Annotated in this window: 20 protein-coding genes and 1 pseudogene; 2 read left to right on the forward strand and 19 right to left on the reverse strand. The window is 32.8% G+C overall.

Translation table 11 applies throughout. The annotated features are described in order from the left end of the window. Positions 1–42 precede the first annotated feature (42 nt). The 18 genes and pseudogenes from RC62_RS02180 to RC62_RS02265 form a co-directional block, all read right to left on the reverse strand. A complete protein-coding gene (locus tag RC62_RS02180) occupies positions 43–1,119 on the reverse strand; it encodes a calcium:proton antiporter (protein ID WP_055092187.1) in 1,077 nt (358 codons plus the stop codon). 257 nt (positions 1,120–1,376) lie between these two features. Further along, a complete protein-coding gene (locus RC62_RS02185) occupies positions 1,377–1,796 on the reverse strand; it encodes a VOC family protein (protein ID WP_055092189.1) in 420 nt (139 codons plus the stop codon). An 84-nt stretch (positions 1,797–1,880) separates the two neighbouring features. Continuing rightward, a complete protein-coding gene (locus RC62_RS02190) occupies positions 1,881–2,423 on the reverse strand; it encodes a hypothetical protein (RefSeq protein WP_055092191.1) in 543 nt (180 codons plus the stop codon). A 38-nt stretch (positions 2,424–2,461) separates the two neighbouring features. Continuing rightward, positions 2,462–2,965, reverse strand: a complete 504-nt coding sequence (locus tag RC62_RS02195) for an endonuclease V (protein WP_055092193.1) — start codon at positions 2,963–2,965, stop codon at positions 2,462–2,464. A 105-nt stretch (positions 2,966–3,070) separates the two neighbouring features. Beyond that, on the reverse strand, positions 3,071–3,637 hold the full coding sequence (locus RC62_RS02200) for a DUF4256 domain-containing protein (RefSeq protein WP_055092196.1): 567 nt from the start codon (positions 3,635–3,637) through the stop codon (positions 3,071–3,073). An 86-nt stretch (positions 3,638–3,723) separates the two neighbouring features. Next, positions 3,724–4,106: pseudogene (locus tag RC62_RS02205) on the reverse strand (DoxX family protein). A gap of 7 nt (positions 4,107–4,113) precedes the next feature. Continuing rightward, complete coding sequence (locus RC62_RS02210; protein WP_055092198.1) at positions 4,114–4,581, reverse strand: SRPBCC domain-containing protein; 468 nt, start codon at positions 4,579–4,581, stop codon at positions 4,114–4,116. A 4-nt stretch (positions 4,582–4,585) separates the two neighbouring features. Beyond that, positions 4,586–4,909, reverse strand: coding sequence for an ArsR/SmtB family transcription factor (locus RC62_RS02215; protein WP_055092200.1), 324 nt, complete (start codon positions 4,907–4,909; stop codon positions 4,586–4,588). A gap of 159 nt (positions 4,910–5,068) precedes the next feature. Then, a complete protein-coding gene (gene abc-f / locus RC62_RS02220) occupies positions 5,069–6,655 on the reverse strand; it encodes a ribosomal protection-like ABC-F family protein (RefSeq protein ID WP_055092202.1) in 1,587 nt (528 codons plus the stop codon). A 243-nt stretch (positions 6,656–6,898) separates the two neighbouring features. Continuing rightward, the gene (locus RC62_RS02225; protein WP_055092204.1) at positions 6,899–7,267 is read right to left on the reverse strand and encodes a hypothetical protein; all 369 of its coding nucleotides are present in this window, start codon (positions 7,265–7,267) and stop codon (positions 6,899–6,901) included. Positions 7,268–7,500: 233 nt separating this feature from the next. Then, complete coding sequence (locus RC62_RS02230; protein WP_055092206.1) at positions 7,501–8,433, reverse strand: hypothetical protein; 933 nt, start codon at positions 8,431–8,433, stop codon at positions 7,501–7,503. A gap of 18 nt (positions 8,434–8,451) precedes the next feature. Further along, positions 8,452–9,303 (reverse strand): substrate-binding domain-containing protein, encoded by an 852-nt coding sequence (locus tag RC62_RS02235; protein ID WP_055092208.1) that lies wholly within the window; start codon positions 9,301–9,303, stop codon positions 8,452–8,454. 54 nt (positions 9,304–9,357) lie between these two features. Beyond that, complete coding sequence (locus RC62_RS02240; RefSeq protein ID WP_055092210.1) at positions 9,358–9,834, reverse strand: DUF4265 domain-containing protein; 477 nt, start codon at positions 9,832–9,834, stop codon at positions 9,358–9,360. A gap of 70 nt (positions 9,835–9,904) precedes the next feature. Further along, the gene (locus RC62_RS02245) at positions 9,905–10,297 is read right to left on the reverse strand and encodes a VOC family protein (protein WP_055092212.1); all 393 of its coding nucleotides are present in this window, start codon (positions 10,295–10,297) and stop codon (positions 9,905–9,907) included. 4 nt (positions 10,298–10,301) lie between these two features. After that, on the reverse strand, positions 10,302–10,742 hold the full coding sequence (locus tag RC62_RS02250) for a DinB family protein (RefSeq protein ID WP_055092214.1): 441 nt from the start codon (positions 10,740–10,742) through the stop codon (positions 10,302–10,304). A 35-nt stretch (positions 10,743–10,777) separates the two neighbouring features. Beyond that, positions 10,778–11,647, reverse strand: coding sequence for a nucleoside phosphorylase (locus RC62_RS02255; RefSeq protein ID WP_055092216.1), 870 nt, complete (start codon positions 11,645–11,647; stop codon positions 10,778–10,780). Between the two features lie 223 nt (positions 11,648–11,870). Further along, a complete protein-coding gene (locus RC62_RS02260; RefSeq protein WP_055092218.1) occupies positions 11,871–12,203 on the reverse strand; it encodes a translation initiation factor in 333 nt (110 codons plus the stop codon). A gap of 112 nt (positions 12,204–12,315) precedes the next feature. Next, entirely contained in the window at positions 12,316–13,266 is a 951-nt protein-coding gene (locus RC62_RS02265; RefSeq protein ID WP_055092220.1) for an isopenicillin N synthase family dioxygenase, read from the reverse strand. 172 nt (positions 13,267–13,438) lie between these two features. Here RC62_RS02265 and RC62_RS02270 point away from each other — a divergent pair, with 172 nt between their 5' ends. Together RC62_RS02270 and RC62_RS02275 are read left to right on the forward strand one after the other, a co-directional pair. After that, complete coding sequence (locus RC62_RS02270) at positions 13,439–15,415, forward strand: thiamine pyrophosphate-dependent enzyme (RefSeq protein ID WP_055092222.1); 1,977 nt, start codon at positions 13,439–13,441, stop codon at positions 15,413–15,415. Positions 15,416–15,483: 68 nt separating this feature from the next. Next, a complete protein-coding gene (locus RC62_RS02275; RefSeq protein ID WP_055092224.1) occupies positions 15,484–17,226 on the forward strand; it encodes a DUF885 domain-containing protein in 1,743 nt (580 codons plus the stop codon). Positions 17,227–17,547: 321 nt separating this feature from the next. On the opposite strand, the gene RC62_RS02280 is transcribed toward RC62_RS02275, so the two are convergent. Then, positions 17,548–18,519 (reverse strand): zinc-binding alcohol dehydrogenase family protein, encoded by a 972-nt coding sequence (locus RC62_RS02280; protein ID WP_055092225.1) that lies wholly within the window; start codon positions 18,517–18,519, stop codon positions 17,548–17,550. Positions 18,520–18,532: the final 13 nt, after the last annotated feature.

The raw sequence follows: 18,532 nt of genomic DNA on the forward strand, positions 1-18,532 counted from the left end.
TAATATAAAACTAATTCTATCACAAAAAATATTTTATTTAGATCAAGGATATATCATAAGAAACACAAAGGCAAATAAATTTACCAGAAGTACGACTCCATAAACAATATTCGATTTTCCTTTGCTCAATGACAACATTACGGTAAAGACAGATAAGGCAAGCAAAACAATAGATTTAATATCCAGACCCAGAATAATAGGCATATCCATCATAATACAAACTGCAGCGACACTTGGGATTGTTAACCCAATACTTGCCAAAGCAGAACCCAATGCTAAATTTATACTGGTTTGAAGTCTGTTTTTTCTTGCTGCGATTATAGCTGCAATAGCTTCAGGCAATAAAATTATGGCTGCAATTACAACCCCAACCAAAGTTTTTGGAAGATGATAGCTCACAATGATACTTTCGATAGTAGGAGAGAGGGTTTTCGCCAATAATACCACAATACCCAAACTTACTATAAGAAAAACAAGACTGGTATAAAAAGTTTTATTATCGATTGGTATTGGCTCCACAATGTCTTCGTTCTCGTCGTCACCAACAGTTAGAAAATATTGTCTGTATCTGCTGGTTTGTGCAAACAGAAAAGACGAATAAATAACGATACAGGCAATTGAAGCAAAAACAAGCTGCGGAGTTGAATAATAAGATCCTGAAACACTTTCTGTAAAAGTAGGGAAGACCAGTGTAAATACGATAATCGAAACCAACGAAACCAAGCCAATAGTAACAGAAGAAACAGAAAAATTTTGCTCATAATGTTTTAAACCGCCAATTAAAAGGCAAAGCCCAATAATACCATTTAAGATTAGCATTGTCGCTGCATATACGGTATCACGCGCTAAAGAAGCCGCTTCTGAACCTTCTGAAAGCATTAAGGAAACAATAATCGAAACTTCAATAACGGTTATGGATATGGCCAGAATAATAGTTCCGTAGGGTTCGCCAACTCTTTCTGCTATTATCTCAGAGTGGTGTACGGCAGACATAACACTAAGGATGAGTAATATGCTTGCAATAACCTGAAATATGCTGCTGTTGTCTACAAGTCCGCTAAAAAATAGAACCCAGGCAAGTGCCGGAATTATGATGGTCCACTGAAGTAATTGTTTCATTTTCTTAATATTTTTTGCCAGTAGCTTTTGGTGCAAATTGACTTTTTTATTTTTTGTAATATAGGGCTTTTTGCCAAATGGAGCAAACAAAACAAGGACTCTTTCATTTTTTACTACACAATTCAGGCTTAAAATCAGTAGTTTTAGACCTGGTTTTTATTTGAATTTTCAACAAGAAAATGATTCAGAAACTTCATTTAAAAATAAAAAACTCCATTAGAAATAATGGAGTTTTTGAGTATCTTTTTATTTGTATATTAAACTGGCTCCCAAAGTTCTATTTTGTTGCCATCTGCATCCATGATATGAACAAATTTACCGTAATCAAAAGTTTCAATATTATCCAGTACAGTTACTCCGTTTTGCTTGAGCTGATCTACAAGACCTTCAATATTCTGAACCTGATAATTAATCATAAACTCTTTTTGAGATGGAGAAAAGTAGTTGTCTCCTTTTTTAAAAGGACTCCATTGCATTGAACTTATTTCGTCAGGTTTATTTACTTTTCTAAATTCAAAAGTAGAACCCCATTCGTTAACATTAAATCCTAAATTCTTTGCGTACCAATCTCTGGTTTCCTGAGGATTATCTGAGAAAAAGAAAATACCGCCAATTCCTGTCACTTTTGGCGTGTTCTCATTTGAGGATGAGTCTGTTTGATTTTTTGAATCTTCCATCATATTTGTTTTAATTTATAAATTCAGTTTTATCAAATTTAATTAAAATTTAATTCAGTAAATTACTCATTTACAAGTAATTTATCACCAGGCATTATTATATATTTGATACCTTATGTATTCTAATTTTCGATTGTTGAATTCTAATGTTTTAATGAGATCTGAATCTGTAAAATATTCCAGATAAATAAAATCATCTACCTTTAGTTTTCTGAAATTATCATTATCCATAAAAATATATTTATCTTTTTTTTCAATTTCAGAAAATATTCTAACCACATTATGACTCGTTGAATCTGAATCATGCTCGTTGGTAATTATCTTCTCGATAACTTTAAAAGAACCTGTTATTTTCTTTTGTTTGTATAAGTTTTTCTTCCAATTTAAATTTCGTTCAAAACCTTTGATCAGGGCATAACTAAAAACTCCTAGAAATACAATTTCAAGTATAATAAAGCCATCCAAAACTGAAGCAACCGAAGGAATTCCCTCTAAAAAATTTAAATGATAAAAACCATAATACAAACAAAGCATAATAAATACCCATAAAATGCTGTATCTGTCATATTCCTTAATTCTCTCTTTCAGGAATTGGATATCGTCTCCTGTTAATTCTAATTCTTCCAAATAATCCAGTTTAATTTTATCCGTTTGATATCCTGATTTTATAATTCTTTCGTTAATCGATCCAGTTCTTTTAACAATGTCGGAAACCTAAATTCTCCTGCCATACTTGCTACTTTTTCAAAAGCATCATCCAGCTCAATACCAATAGAAGTAATAAAGAGCGGTTTTTTACTATCGCCTCTAACTAAAGCTCTCTTGTTTTTTTCGATAGCGGCAAAATTTGTTTTTGCAACACCAATAATCGGAATTTCGCTGTTTAGCTTTTCATATAAACGACCTCCTAAACCATATTTTTTTTCATCGTCTAAATAAACAAATCCATCTACAACAATCGCTTCAATGTTTTTTAAATCAATCTTGTTCAATAAACTAATGATGCAAGGCAACTCTCTTTTATAAAATTCTCCCGGAACATATTCCTCGATATTATCGATAATTTCTGTGTGAATTTTAAAGTTTTTACTTTCGTTCCATTCCTCAAATTCCAGGCAAACCGTTTTTGCTTTTTCGTCAAAGTAATACGTATCAAAGGCTAAAATCATTTTTGTTTTTACTTTTTAATATTGCATCATAAAATCAAACTCTTATCAAATAGGACTTGATATCTAATACAATCAAATTTAGAAATCAAAGCTATTTATAAATTACTAAACTCGCAAAAAACCTCGAAAACCTCTTGCAGCATAATACGATTCGGCGCCGTTATGATATACAAATACAGTATTGTAACGGAAATCAGAGAATAATGCTCCGCCCAATTTTCTAATATTAGAAGGTGTTGTAATCCAGCTGGAAGTTTTTAAGTCAAAATTACCCAATGTCTGAAGTTCTTTGTATTGCTCTTCATTCAACAGTTCAATTCCCATTTGGGCAGCTCTATTAAGTGCACTGTCAGCAGGTTTGTTTTCTTTTCTTTTTTCTAAAGCTTCATGATCATAACACAAACTTCTGCGGCCTTTGGGACTTTCTGCAGAACAGTCATAAAAAATATATTCATCGGTTTTTTTATCATAACCCACAACGTCCGGTTCTCCTTCAGTTGTTTCCATTTCATCGAGTGACCATAATTTATTGGGATTAGTCAGTAGTTTAGCTTTTACTTTTTCCCATTCAATATCTTTATGGCGTTGTGTGTTTTTCTCAAAGCGTGTTTCTAAAACATTCAGTATTTCTTCTTGTTGTTCAGGCGACAACTTGTTTTTAGCAGTATCCATATGATTATTTTTATTTAAAAATAGATATTCTTTTATTCTTTAAACGGACATTTAATAAGCTTTACTAAATTAAAAAATTTAAAAGATCAAAGATTTAATGACGTTACTTTTCTTTCTAAAGGTCTGAAATACCACGAAGTCACCGTTAAAACAAGTAATAATATTGGTCCAAAAAGAGCTATGGCAGGATCTCCCGAAGCTAAATGAGAAAAAACAGCTCCGGACATTGAAAAAAGAACCCCGCATAAGCCCATTCTTTCAATAAAGGGAATTTAGGAATTAATATAGCTGTAACGCCTAATATTTTCCAGATTCCCAATAGGGTCAAAAAGTAAATAGGGTAGCCCAAATGGGTCATCATGTCCACTTCTTCTTTCATTTTAATTAATTGTACAATTCCTGTAGATGTCATTCCTAATGCAAGCCACAGAGTAGCGATCCAATAAATAATTTTATTTCTTTTTGTCATGATGTTTTTATTTAAGTTTGTTTACAATTTCCTGCAATCTGTTGTGTGCCATATTTATACCTTGTGCAAAAGGCAATTTCAACATTTGATCACGAAGATCAACAGATTTATAAATTATATGCATCGTGAGTTTACTGGTTTTATCAGAGATCGATTCAAACTCTAAATATTCAAGCTGAACAGCAAAAGGTGAGTTTTCCATTTCAAACGTGCGTATAATTCTCTGGTCCGGACTATATTCATGAATCACGCCATTTGCCTTAAACACAATATTTCCGTGAGGATCAGTCGTTTCAAATTGATAACCGCCGTGTGGGTTGTTTTCTAGTTTCAGTACTTTTGTGCCCATCCATTGTGCTACAATTTCAGGATCATCATAAGCCTTAAAAAGTAATGCCAGCGGAAGATCAAATTCTCTTGTAATTATAAGATCCTGTTTACCATCCTGAGCATCGATTTTTGTTTTTAGTTCCATAAAGTTATTTTTTAGGTTTATAGTTCTTCATAATACTTTCTAATTTATTAAATCGATCATCCCACATTTGACGGAAAGGCTCAATAAAATCAGCTACTTCTTTCATTTTTATGGCATTGATATGATAATAAATTTCTCTGCCATTCTGTGCCTGTTCCAGTAATTCACATTCCGTCAGGATCTGAATGTGTTTTGAAATCGTTTGTCTTGACGAATCAAATTTTTCAGCTATAGTTCCGGGTGTCATAGCCTGAATCGCTACCAAACTTAATATTGCCCTGCGGGTAGGGTCGGCAATTGCCTGAAATACATCTCTACGAATTTCCATTGTGCAGTTATTTGACTGCAAATATAACGCAGTTATTTGACTGCGCAATATATTTATGCTTTTTTTTTACTTACAATCAAGTGTTTAGATGATTTGAAAAATAAAACAACCTCTAAAGTCATACGTCTTTAGAGGTTGTTTTAAGGAATTGTATCTTTATTAAAGCTGAATTGTTTTTTCTATATTTATTTCTTCCAGAAATGATTCATCATGAGAAACCACAATCAATGTTCCTTTATATTCATTAATAGCGGCTGAAAGGATTTCGATATTCTGAATATCTAAATTATTTGTTGGTTCATCTAAAATAATAATGTCCGGTGATCCATTATTTATTGTCAGGCAACACAACATTAGCCGCATTTTTTCGCCACCGCTTAAAGCACTACAAGGTTTATCCCAATATTCTCTATGGAATAAAAAGCGATTAAGTCTCATTTTTATTTCGTGTTCTTCTAATCCTGAGCTATTAAATTGTTGTGCCTGATCATAAACCTTAAGTTCATTATTTATAAGCGAATAATCCTGATCGATATAAACCGATTTATTTTGCGCAGAATATACCGTTCCTGATTTAGGCTCTAATTTTTCCAGAATTATTTTGATCAGAGTTGTTTTTCCGGATCCATTATTGCCTTTAAGAACAATTCTTTCTCCGCTTATTATCTCGATATTTAAATCTTTTTTCCATAATAACCGCTCTTTATAACTGTAGTTGATCGCATTTGCCTTAAACAAAATCTTACCTTTATGTAAACCCGAATTATCAAAACCAAATTTCATCTGATCTACATCAGGCAAAGCAGACCGTAGTTCTCGTAATTCCTTCGATATGCCGTCAATTTTCTCTACATGAACGCTTTTGAGTTTCGAGGAGCTATTTTCGGCATTATTGCGTAACGTATTCATCATTATTCTGGCAACACCTGATTTCTCTTGTTTCTTTTTTCCTCGTGCATCCAGTTTTTGCTGTCTTTCTATTGTTTCACGTTCTTTTTCCCTAGCTTTTCGCAAGGCTTTTTCTTTACTGTGTAAATCCTGGTTCAGGGCAGTTTTTTCGATTTCTTTCTGCTCAGCATAAAAATTATAATTTCCGCCATAAATGCTGATACCACGTTTACTAAGTTCATAAACGGTGTTTAAAAGGTTCAGCAATTTTCGATCGTGGCTCACAATAATCAAACTGCTGTTTGTAGAATCAATAAAGTTGTACAACAATTCTCTTGCTGCATGATCGAGGTGATTGCTGGGCTCATCAAGTAAAACCAATTCAGGTTCATGAATGGAGATACCGGCAAGAAAAACCTTTGTTTTCTGACCTCCGCTTAATGTTTCAATTTTTTGCGTTAGATCTAAATCAGATAATTGCCAATATTTTAGCGCAGTATAACAACGTTCTTCAATAGTCCAGTCATCGTTTAATACCGTAAGATTTTCTTCTGTTACGTTTCCTTCCAGTATTGCTGTAAGTGCATTCAGTTTATCATTGACACGCAAAGCTTCGCCAATTGTAAGATGATTGTATTGCCCAAAAATTTGAGGAATATAATAAGGCTCAGAGTTAACTTTTAGTTCTCCGTTTGAAGGCTGTAATTCGCTGGCAATAATTTTTAGCAACGTCGATTTTCCAACGCCATTATTGCCAATTAGTGCAATTTTTTCCTGATTATTTATTGTAAAACCAATGTTGTCAAACAATAAATCAGTGTTGCTGTGTTTATATGAAATGTTTTGTAGAATAAGCATAATTTCTTTCTGTTAAGATGAATAAATAGCATAACCGCGATTGCAGTTTGCTCTTTAAATTTTCTAAAAGAAATTATTTTTCACATAAATGATTTGTATTATTTTAAGAATGCAAAGATACAATTTGTGTTTTTATTTTAAAGAAAAAATACCAATCCTTATAACGAACCTGAATTTAGAGTTTAATTTAAATAAAAAACCACGCTGTATTGCGTGGTTAATCAGGTTTATATAAAGTATATGCTATATTTTTTTGAGTGTGACTTTCATCTCTTTGCTGTCTAAAATCAGTTCGTCATTAGTTATAGTACTTTCACAAGGATATGGGGTTCCTGTTTCATCTTTTATTACTAAACTTTTTCCTCCTTTTGTCAACGCAAATGTACCATCCGTTATTTCTCTTTGTAGATATCCCGTAACATGTCCGTCTTTTGTAAATGTTAGTTGTCCCTGAGTCAGGATTACATTTTTTAAAGAGTCAGAAAGAGGTATTTTTGGTTCAACAGCTGTGATTTTCCAGGAGTTTACCAGTTTGTTTCGATATTTGTGACATGAAACCATTAATACTGCTAATAATGCAATTCCGAAGATAAATAATTTAGATTTTTTCATGATTTTGTGATTAAGGTTAGACCACAGAAATTTACAAAAATATTTTTAATTAAAAATCTAAAAATCAAATATTTATAAAAATAAACAGGAATTAAACCTACAATTCCTTATTAAATCAGCAAATGCAATACTTGGATAAAAACAGCAATACACAAAAAAAAAGACACCCGTTAGTGTGTCTTCATATAAATTCCTGAAACCTCTAAAATTCAAATCATTACTAACTTTAAAAATTATTTTAAAGTTAGCGCTCCTAAAATTTCTTCGTACATAAATGGTCCGCCGGGATATTTGGCTGTATAATCAAGATTCATCCATACTTGCCCGCGTTCGTCAATATGGTAATGGATTTTTTTGCCATAACTTTCTTTTACAAAAAGTACATTCTTGATTAAATAATTGACTTTTTCCAGATCAATTAAGGAACCAATCAGAATTTCCGGATATATATGCCCTTTAGTATGAATTAGCCTTGGAGTTCCGCCAATAGAACGAATTGCGGCAGCCATTAAAATAGAATGATCATCGCAATCGCCGGAAAAATATTCTAATGATTCGCTTGCCGTTGCAATATAATCACCTTCTTTAGGATCATTAACATAATTCCAACGTCCGTTTATTTCTTTAAAAACTGCAAAACACTGAATAATAGTTCTATAATCTGAATACCCTTTTATCCCTTTAAAGTGCTTTGTAGTCGCCATTATGGCAAAATTGCGAACCTTTGGGTTTTGATATTCTATGGCATTAATAATTTTTGATTTATTAGGAAACGGAAGCAGCTTTGCCACAATAATATCCTGCGGAAAAGGATTATCAGACATCGTATAAATCATTGAATTATAATCTTCGGATATTTCACTAAAACCATAATTTCCTATTACACTTCCGTAGATAAGCACCAATATATAAATTGCTATACATAAGATGATTATAGTTCGCAGATACATTAAAAGAAAGAAAATAGCAGCAAACACAAAGATAAAAATAAAGACACGGTCAAGATTAAATGGCCATTCTAAATCAATTAGGTTCTGATGCAGTATGATAAAAATTGGAATCGTAATTAAAAGGCTCAACAGCATAATAATAATCCTGTCCCAGGGAGATTTCACCTGTAATCTGGATTTTAATTGCGGAAAGTCAATTTTAGGAAATTTTATCATAAGAATCAAAAGCAGTATTTACAGCGCTTTTACAGTTTCAACAAAAGTACTTTTTTTATCAATAATTCCCAGATCAAATAACTGATTTTGAATTTTAATAAATGCTTTTTCGCTCAAATTCTTTTGAGACCATTGTGTAAGTTTTAACCATTCCTGAATATCTTCGATCTTTTGATTGAATAATTCTGATAATGTTTTGTCTATATTAGGGATCTGAGTAAAATCCTGGGTTGTTTTGTTTATAATTTCAAGTATTTTTTCGACTGTTTTAGGGTTCTTTTTCAGGAATTCATCACGAACCGTAATTACAAATGAAGGCCATGGAGTAGGGCAGTCGCCAACACGTCTGAAAATTCCCTGATCTACAAGCGGTTTTGTCATAAAACGTTCCCACATAAAATAATCAGCCGTTCCTTTTGTCAAAGCTTCAACGGCACCATCGATGGTATTGATGATCTCAAATTGCAAATTATCAGTTTGCCAGCCATTTTCATGTGCATTTACGTAAGCCATTAACTGAGATCCGGAACCAATTCTGGAAATTGCTACTTTTTTATCCTTGAGATCTTTTACACTTTGAAAATCTGATTTTGCCGCAACATGAATTCCCCAGATCAAAGGTGACTGAACATAAATCTGAACAATTTTACTGGGGTTTCCGGCAACGATGTCTTTTACAATTCCTTCGGTTAAAATAACAGCAATGTCAGCTTCACCATCACGAAGCATCTGGCACATTTTGCCGGTACCTTCCGGAATATTGTTCCATTGCAAATCAATGCTTTCAGCTTCAAATTCACCATTTTCAATGCATAAATGCCATGGCAAATTGAAGTGTTCCGGAACACCTACAATTTTTACAGTTTTCATTTTTAGTTAAGTTTAAGTTTGGTAAGCGTATTTTAAGTCTGTTTGTTTGTTTGTTTAATTTTTTAATAAATCGGTTCTGTGTTTCTCAGAAAGACAAGGCTCCGCAAATTCTATTATTGAATTTGATTCATATTCATCCAATAAACTTTTAACTATAGAATAATCTACATTTTTAACAATCTCAACAGCAAAAAAAGTATCATTCAACCCTTCTGATATGCAGTTAATTGATTTTAATTTCTCCCTGATAATTTCCTTATCAAATCCTTCTTCCAAAATTAGAACCTGAACGATAGAATTTCCTGAACTCTGTATGGTTTCCCTATGTATAAAGTTTTTTTCATTTTCGTCATATTCTGCACGAAAAATATCATCGGTTGCTATCAAAGGTCCAAAAAACGGAATATTATCCAATTTAAAGTATCCCTTTTCAACATCAATCACTTCAGCCCACATCGTTTCTGAAACAATCTCTTCAAGATAGGTGCTGTAATATTTGAATAGTATTTTTTTATGTGTTTCTTCTGCCATTATTTATTTGTAATATTTTTTAATCTCAAGAATTAAAATCAATTCTCTAATTTTTAAATTGACTTATTATCTAATTAATTTCGTCTATTTCTGCTTTCAAGGGCGAAACAACAATGCGATAACCATCCGGATCCAGGAACATTTGTCCGTTTTCATTCCAGAAAGGATTAATTGCATGTATACTTGAAATATTATGCTGTAAAAGCCTTTTTATTAATTCGTTATAATCTAAAATTGTTTTTGGATAAAGTACAATTACATCATCTTCATCAAAAGAGTGATTTGCTTTTGTTTGGGATTGTGTAAATTCAAAATGCCAGTCTAAACCGGATTTTCCAATAAAAATACCATCATAATTATTATGATTTTCAAAACCTCCTAATCGCTCAAAACCAAGAATGTCGACATAAAAATCTTCAATTGCTTCCAGGTTATTGGTATGTCTTGCTACTCTTAAAAACATAATTCTAAGATTTTATCTGATTGATATGATGTTCTAAATGTTCTATATAATCAGTCATCAAAAACTTTAAATCAATTACTGATTCATCACTCAGAACAATTTTATAATCTAAAACTTTCTCATCAACAGATTTCATGAGTTTCACAATTTGCTTGTTTAATAAAAACCAAAGCTGTGTTAACTCCTGAATATCCATTTCCTGATATTGATTTAAATTTACTAAATCTATTTGATTATATGGTCTGTGTTGGTAAGGTTTTTCGAGATAATTTATTTCTGTAAACCTAACGAGATTATGAAGCGCTGAATCTGTTAAATGTCCTAAAATTTCTTTTTTAGACCATTTTCCGGGTTTTCTTTCCTCTAATATATTTTGAGTTATTGTTGGAAAATAAGTGCCATTTTCCAACAATAATTTTTCAAATCTAAGAATAGCAGTTTGCATAAATTATTTAATTATCTAACTGACAAATTTCCTGATTATTTTTGAGCCAGCTTGTTCAAAGTGTACGTAATCAACTCATCAACTGCTTTATAAGGATCTTCACTAAAAGTTCCAGAAGCACGATTGGCTATAATTGCATTTAGAGATAACGCATTATGTCCTAAAAGTGCTGATAACCCATAGATAGCAGCTGTTTCCATCTCTAAATTAGTGATTTTTTCATCATTAAAATTAAAACTGTCCATTTTACTGTTTAATGCTTCATCCTGAATGTTTAAACGTAAAACACGCCCTTGTGGCCCGTAAAAACCTCCGGCTGTAGCTGTAATTCCTTTAAATATTTTATCTGACTCAATAATTTTTTCTAATTTTTCAGAACACGCAATCGCATAAGGTTTTCCTTTTCTGATATCCCAATTCGTGTGTGCAATAAAAGCATCTTCGATCGCTGCATTCGATACTTCATCAATCAGGTAGGAGCGAAGCATATTATCTAATCCCAAACCAAATTTAGACATCACAAAACTATCAACCGGAATATCAGCATGCAATGAACCTGAAGTTCCAATTCTGATAATATTCAAAGATGTTAATTCTTTTTTTGGCTGGCGTGTCTCTAAATCAATATTTACCAAAGCATCTAATTCATTTATCACAATATCAATATTGTCAGGACCAATTCCGGTTGACATTACAGATATTCTTTTGCCTTTATAAATTCCGGTTTGTGTTTTAAATTCTCTTTTTTGGGTAGAATATTCAATCGAATCAAAAAATTGTGTAATTTTTTCTACTCTGTTTTGATCTCCAACAAAAATTATATCGTGAGCTATATGTTCAGGACGAAGGTTTAAGTGGTAAACGCTTCCGTCCGGATTAAGTATTAATTCTGAGTTTTGTATCATATTTTTTCTTTAAGGTTCAAAGTGACAAAGGTTCAAAGGTTTTATACATCTGAAATTATAATTTAAAAAAATCAAATCTCAATAACCTAAAATTCAAAAGACAAAGCTTTGCGTTCTTAGCCTTTTTGCAAAAAACCTTCACTTGTAATTCTTTGCGTGCTTTGGGGTTAATTTTTTTTATTCAATCTAAAATCTAAAATCAATAATCTAAAATCTAAAATTATCATCCTCCAACACGTTTTGTTTTAAATCCTTTTGCTTTCAGGATTTCCATGATTTTATCGCGATAATCGCCCTGGATAATGATTGAAGCATCTTTAAAAGTTCCGCCAACGCTTAATTTTGTTTTAATTTCTTTGGCCAAAATTTTAAAATCTTCGTCACTTCCTTCATAACCTTCGATTATGGTTGTAGCTTTTCCTTTTCGCTTTTCGAATTTACAAATCATAGGTTCTTTTTGAATATAAAGAACATGATCCTGTTCCTGAATTTCTTCAGTTTCATTTGATTCTACGTGATCCGGAAATAAGTTTTTTAATTGATCTTGTAAGTCCATAAATTTTTATGCTAAAAAATAAATTTCAATAGTTGTGGTTTCTAAAAATTAAATTCCAAATCCCAATTGATAGTTGGAATTTGGAATTTTAATATTTCAATTTTATTTAGTGTTACTTTTTTATCAAACCTAAATCTACTAAACGTTCGTATAAGTAATCTCCCGCAGTAATATCTTCGAATTTCTTAGGATTTTCAGCATCAATACAGTTTTCTAAACAATCCAGGCGCATATCGCTTACAGGATGCATAAAAAACGGAATTGAATAGCGTGAAGTTCCCCATAAATCCCTTGGTGGGTTTACTACCTGATGAATTGTTGATTTTAGTTTGTTATTGGTATGTCTTGATAACATATCTCCCACATTAATAACCAATTGATCGTCTTCTGCGATAGCGTCAATCCATTCTCCATCATGATTTTGAACTTGTAATCCTTTACCTTGTGCTCCCATTAAAAGAGTAATCAGGTTAATATCTCCGTGAGCTGCTGCACGAATTGCGTTTTCCGGCTCAGAAGTAATTGGTGGATAATGAATTGGTCTTAAAATAGAGTTTCCTTCTTTTGCATATTGATCAAAATAAAACTCATCTAAACCTAAATGCAAAGCCAAAGCTCTTAACACATAAACACCTGTTTTTTCAAGCATTTGATATGCTTCTTTCCCCACAACATTAAAACGGGGTAATTCTTTAACTTCTACGTTTTCCGGATACTCTGAAGCATATTTGGAATCTTTGTCAACATACTGACCAAAATGCCAAAATTCTTTCAAATCTCCTTCTTTACGTCCTTTGGCATGTTCTTTTCCAAAAGATACATAGCCTCTTTGCCCGCCAATACCGGGAATTTCATAATTATGCTTAGTTTCTACTGGCAAAGCGAAAAATTTTCTAATTTCGCTATAAAGCTCGTCTACTAACTGGTCGTCTAAAAAATGACCTTTTAGGGCTACGAAGCCAATGTTTTCAAATGCACTGCCGATTTCATTTACAAATTTTTGTTTACGTTTCGGGTCGTCCGAAAGGAAATCACGTAAGTCTACACTAGGAATGTTTTGCATACTTTACATTTTTTATTGATAGGATAAAGGACTTGTAAGACCTTTCAGTAACAAAGGTAGAGAATATTTTAGATTTGCATTTTAAAAGTTATATTAAAATTAAAAAATTATAACAAAAATGAATAAAATTGTTATATTTTTCTATATTTGAAACACTAAAACAACGAACCAAATGATCTTTTACAGACAAAACCTTACTGATGCACAATTATTAGATTTATATAAAAAAATCCTTAAACCCCGTTTGATCGAAGAGAAGATGCTCATTCTGATTCGACAAGGAAAAGTTTCAAAATGGTTTTCCGGAATAGGGCAGGAAGCAATCGCAGTAGGAGTTACAGCAGTTTTAGATGAAACTGAATATGTATTACCAATGCACAGAAACTTAGGTGTTTTTACTACAAGAAATATTCCGTTGCACCGTTTATTTTCACAATGGCAAGGAAAAGCAAATGGTTTTACAAAGGGCAGGGACAGGAGTTTTCACTTTGGAACCCAAGAATATAATATTATAGGAATGATCTCCCATTTAGGCCCTCAATTAGGGATCGCAGACGGAATTGCCTTGGCTGATAAACTTCAAAACAATAAAAAAGTAACAGCAGTATTTACCGGAGAAGGCGCCACAAGCGAAGGAGATTTTCATGAAGCGCTTAATATTGCTGCTGTCTGGAAATTGCCTGTAATGTTTATTATAGAAAATAATGGCTATGGACTTTCGACTCCTACAAACGAACAATATCTATGCGAAAACCTTGCAGATAAAGGTATTGGATACGGAATTGAAAGCTATATCATTGACGGAAATAATATCGTTGAAATCGTTAATAAAATTACGCAGTTAAAAGAAGACATGCAAAAGGATCCGCATCCGGTTTTATTAGAGTTTAAAACATTTAGAATGCGCGGACATGAAGAAGCAAGCGGGACAAAATATGTACCACAGGAATTAATGGACGAATGGGCAGCAAAAGATCCGGTAGCAAACTATAGAAAATATTTAACTGAAAATGGCATCCTTACCACTGAATTTGACGAGCAATTGCACAACGAGATCAAACAGGAAATTGATGAAAATTTAGCCATTGCAAATGCAGAACCAGAAATTGTCCCTACTTATAGCGGAGAATTAGATGATGTCTACAAACCATATCAACATGAAGAAGTTAACCCTTCTGAGGAAGTGAAAAATATACGTTTTATAGATTCTATCAGATATAGTCTGGAGCAATCTATGAAACGTCACGGAAACCTCATACTAATGGGGCAGGATATTGCAGAATATGGAGGCGCTTTTAAAATCACTGATGGTTTTGTAGACTTATTTGGAAAAGACCGCATACGTAATACACCAATTTGCGAAAGTGCCGTGGTTTCTACCGCAATGGGATTGTCTATAAATGGTTATAAAGCGATTGTAGAAATGCAGTTTGCTGATTTTGTTTCGACAGGTTTCAATCCAATCGTAAATTTATTGGCAAAATCGCATTATCGATGGGGAGAAAAGGCTGATGTTGTAGTTCGTATGCCTTGTGGCGGCGGAACTCAGGCAGGACCATTTCACTCACAGACAAACGAGGCCTGGTTTACTAAAACTCCGGGACTAAAAGTAGTTTATCCTGCTTTTCCATATGACGCAAAAGGTTTATTGAATACGTCTATAAATGATCCGAATCCGGTTTTATTTTTTGAACATAAACAATTGTATCGCAGCGTTTATCAGGATGTTCCGGTTGATTACTATACAATTCCTTTAGGAAAAGCAGCTTTGCTGAAAGAAGGAAAATCAGTTACTATTATTGCTTTTGGAGCTACTGTACATTGGGCTTTGGATACTTTATCTAAAAATCCTGAGATCGAAGCTGATTTAATAGATTTAAGAACCTTACAGCCTTTAGATACTGAAACTATTTTTGCTTCTGTAAAGAAAACCGGAAAGGTTATCATCTATCAGGAAGACACTTTGTTTGGTGGAATCGCAAGTGATATTTCAGCCTTAATTATGGAGGAATGTTTTGAGTATCTGGATGCTCCGGTAAAAAGGGTCGCGAGCTTAGATTCTCCAATTCCGTTTACAAAAGCATTAGAAGATCAGTTTTTACCAAAGAATCGTTTTGAAGAAGTTTTATCAGATTTATTGAAATATTGATCACAAATAGCAAATAGTTTTGCATAAAGAACATTTTTTCTATCTTTAAACCATTAAAAAATTAACTTATGAAAAAACTATTTGTTTCAGTTTTTGCAATTTCATTACTTTTTTCTTGTAACAAAAGTACTAAGTCTAACGAAGATAAAGCTTTAGATGGAAAATTTGACAAGTACAAAGATGGTTTTGTAACTTCTCTATGGAAAATTAATCCAGGTTGGGCTTCAAGCGTTGGGTATCATAAATACGATAGTATTTTGTCTATTCCGGATGCTAACGAAGAAAAAGTTCAGCTTGATTTTGTCAATGCGCAATTGGATTCTTTAAAACAATTTGACATTGAAAATTTGTCTGATAATAACAAGACCGATTTTCAAATGATAAAAAATCAGCTTGAAGCTACTATTTTTAGCATCAAAGAAATGAAATCATCTGAATGGAATCCTTCTGAATACAATGTATGTGGAGCATTTGCAGAGATTTTAAATGGAAAATATGATCCTTTAGAAGTTCGTTTGCGTGCTTTTAATGTAAAAATGAATAATGTTCCGGCTTATTATGAAGCCGCTAAAAAGAACATCAAAAATCCAACTATTGAACACACTGAACTTGCAATAGCACAAAATCTTGGCGGTTCATCTGCTTTTGACACTGATTTGAATGCTGCTTTGGAACAAAGTAAATTAAGTGCTGCTGAGAAAAAAGAAATGCTGGATAAAGCAAAAATTGCAAAAAAAGCAGTTACAGATTATGCTGATTGGTTAAAAAAATTACCAAACAAAACGCCGCGTACTTTTAGATTAGGTGCTGCATTATATGCTAAAAAATTTAATTTTGATATTCAGTCAAGCTATACTGCAGATGAAATTTTTAAAGTGGCAAACGATCACAAAAAAGATTTGCATGATAAAATGTTTGTTTTGGCTGATAAACTTTGGACTAAATACAAAGGAAACGAAGCAAAACCAACAAACAAACTGGAATTAATCAAACAAGTAATTGATAAAATTTCATTACAACATACTACACCGGAGAAATTTCAATCTGAAATTGAGAAACAAATCCCGGAATTAACAGCATATGTAAAAGCGAAAGATTTATTATACATAGATCCATCAAAACCACTTGTAGTACGTAAAGAACCGGCTTATATGGCTGGAGTTGCCGGAGCTTCTATTTCTGCACCCGGACCTTATGATAAAAATGCAAATACTTATTATAATGTAGGAAGTATGACAGGCTGGACAGCTGAAAATGCAGAAAGTTATTTACGCGAATACAACGATTATATCCTTCAGATTCTGAATATTCATGAAGCAGTTCCAGGACATTATACGCAACTGGTTTACAGCAACCAATCACCAAGTATCATTAAATCAATCTTAGGAAACGGTGCAATGGTTGAAGGTTGGGCAGTTTATGCAGAGAAAATGATGCTGGAAAGCGGTTATAAAAATTCTGACGAAATGTGGTTAATGTATTATAAATGGAATTTAAGAGCTACTTGTAATACAATCTTAGACATTAGTGTTCATACAAAAAATATGTCTAAAGAAGCTGCTATCGATTTATTGACCAAAGAAGCTTTCCAGCAACAAGCTGAAGCTGATGGAAAATGGAAACGTGTTACTTTATCTCAAGTACAATTATGTTCCTATTTTACAGGATATACTGAAATTTATAACCTGAGAGAAGAACTTAAAAAGAAAGAAGGAGATAAATTCAACCTTAAAAAATTCCATGAGAAATTCTTAAGTTTTGGTAGCGCTCCGGTAAAATACATCAAAGAATTGATGTTGTCGAAAGAGTAATTTTTTACAGCTATTTCAATAAAAAAGGTTTGACGAAAGTAATTCTCGTCAAACCTTTTTTTTTATTTATAGTGTCTTGTCCTGAATATTAAAGATAAATAAAACAGAAAGCTCAGACACAATCTTGTCATTTCGAGGAACGAGAAATCTTCGTGAGTAACTCTACAAAGTTAAGACTATCGTTGCGGAATTTCTTGTGGAGATTTCTCGTTCCTCGAAATGACAAACGGTGTGGATATTTTTTTCACGAATATTATAAAATCCGTTTTTATCCGCGTCATGCTTTAGCAATCCGTTTAATCCGCGTTCAATTAAACAACATTAAACCATAACCACCAATCGTTTACCATCCGGAACTTCTGCATTCCACATTTTTTCAATATCAGCTAAAGGAATAGTTTCAATATTGACTTTCAATTTGTTTTGAGCGGCAAGAAGAAACATTTCCGGAAGAATTTCTAAAAACAATAGTTTTACTTCATCTTTAGTCCAGCTTCCTAAACCTGAACCTGATAATTGCAAATCTACACTTCTTAATATTGCGGCAGATAATTGTATAGAATCACCAGATATAGCGCCAATAGAAACATATCGAACAGGATGCGTAAAATTTCCTTTTCCTTTTAAAAAGGAGAAAATTAATTCTGCCGAATGTCCCCATAAATAATCCAGAATTATATCAATAGGCGTATTTTGCTGAATTACTTTCAATTGAGCAATAATAGCTTCATCTTCATGTTTAAGAGAAATAATTTCATCAGCACCTAATTCCAGTAAACTTTGAAGTGTTTTTTCGTTTCTTCCGGTAACAATTATCTTCTTTGCACCGTAATGTTTTGCAATCTGAATTGCCATTTGACCCGTAAAACCAGTAGCTCCGTTAATCAAAACTGTTTCTCCTGATTGTATTTTAGCCCTAAAACGTAACGCCATCGCTGAACCAGCTACGGCATTTGGCATTGATGCTGCAATTTCATCACTAATTCCTTCAGGTAAAGGAACCATTCTGCTTTTTTCTACAATCGCTTTTTCGGCAATTGTACCGCTGAGTCCACGAGCATAAACCCTTGTTCCGTTTTCAAGAAAACCTATTGCGTCACTGCCAATTACAATTCCGTTTTGATTCTCATGACCAGAAGAATAGTGATCACCGCTTACAATTCCTTTATCCAGATTTGTAATCGCCACTGCTTTTACTGAAATTAAAACTTCATTTTCGTTTTGGATAATCGGATCTGCGAATTCTCCATATTTTGGCAATTCGCCTTTTTTATAAACAACTACTGCTTTCATAATTATTATATTT

Origin of the sequence: Flavobacterium aquidurense (genome assembly GCF_001404985.1) — a bacterium.
GTDB classification, from domain to species: Bacteria; Bacteroidota; Bacteroidia; order Flavobacteriales; family Flavobacteriaceae; genus Flavobacterium; species Flavobacterium aquidurense_B.

Excerpts from the sequence above, each read along its gene's own strand:
- RC62_RS02275 (WP_055092224.1), top strand. The coding sequence starts at position 15,484 with ATGAAAAAACTATTTGTTTCAGTTTTTGCAATTTCATTACTTTTTTCT.
- RC62_RS02270 (WP_055092222.1), top strand. The coding sequence starts at position 13,439 with ATGATCTTTTACAGACAAAACCTTACTGATGCACAATTATTAGATTTA.
- RC62_RS02245 (WP_055092212.1), bottom strand. The coding sequence starts at position 10,297 with ATGTTTTTAAGAGTAGCAAGACATACCAATAACCTGGAAGCAATTGAA.
- RC62_RS02280 (WP_055092225.1), bottom strand. The coding sequence starts at position 18,519 with ATGAAAGCAGTAGTTGTTTATAAAAAAGGCGAATTGCCAAAATATGGA.
- RC62_RS02265 (WP_055092220.1), bottom strand. The coding sequence starts at position 13,266 with ATGCAAAACATTCCTAGTGTAGACTTACGTGATTTCCTTTCGGACGAC.
- RC62_RS02200 (WP_055092196.1), bottom strand. The coding sequence starts at position 3,637 with ATGGATACTGCTAAAAACAAGTTGTCGCCTGAACAACAAGAAGAAATA.
- RC62_RS02195 (WP_055092193.1), bottom strand. The coding sequence starts at position 2,965 with ATGATTTTAGCCTTTGATACGTATTACTTTGACGAAAAAGCAAAAACG.
- RC62_RS02215 (WP_055092200.1), bottom strand. The coding sequence starts at position 4,909 with ATGGAAATTCGTAGAGATGTATTTCAGGCAATTGCCGACCCTACCCGC.
- RC62_RS02235 (WP_055092208.1), bottom strand. The coding sequence starts at position 9,303 with ATGAAAACTGTAAAAATTGTAGGTGTTCCGGAACACTTCAATTTGCCA.
- RC62_RS02250 (WP_055092214.1), bottom strand. The coding sequence starts at position 10,742 with ATGCAAACTGCTATTCTTAGATTTGAAAAATTATTGTTGGAAAATGGC.
- RC62_RS02210 (WP_055092198.1), bottom strand. The coding sequence starts at position 4,581 with ATGGAACTAAAAACAAAAATCGATGCTCAGGATGGTAAACAGGATCTT.
- RC62_RS02260 (WP_055092218.1), bottom strand. The coding sequence starts at position 12,203 with ATGGACTTACAAGATCAATTAAAAAACTTATTTCCGGATCACGTAGAA.
- RC62_RS02185 (WP_055092189.1), bottom strand. The coding sequence starts at position 1,796 with ATGGAAGATTCAAAAAATCAAACAGACTCATCCTCAAATGAGAACACG.
- RC62_RS02240 (WP_055092210.1), bottom strand. The coding sequence starts at position 9,834 with ATGGCAGAAGAAACACATAAAAAAATACTATTCAAATATTACAGCACC.
- RC62_RS02180 (WP_055092187.1), bottom strand. The coding sequence starts at position 1,119 with ATGAAACAATTACTTCAGTGGACCATCATAATTCCGGCACTTGCCTGG.
- abc-f (WP_055092202.1), bottom strand. The coding sequence starts at position 6,655 with ATGCTTATTCTACAAAACATTTCATATAAACACAGCAACACTGATTTA.
- RC62_RS02225 (WP_055092204.1), bottom strand. The coding sequence starts at position 7,267 with ATGAAAAAATCTAAATTATTTATCTTCGGAATTGCATTATTAGCAGTA.
- RC62_RS02255 (WP_055092216.1), bottom strand. The coding sequence starts at position 11,647 with ATGATACAAAACTCAGAATTAATACTTAATCCGGACGGAAGCGTTTAC.
- RC62_RS02230 (WP_055092206.1), bottom strand. The coding sequence starts at position 8,433 with ATGATAAAATTTCCTAAAATTGACTTTCCGCAATTAAAATCCAGATTA.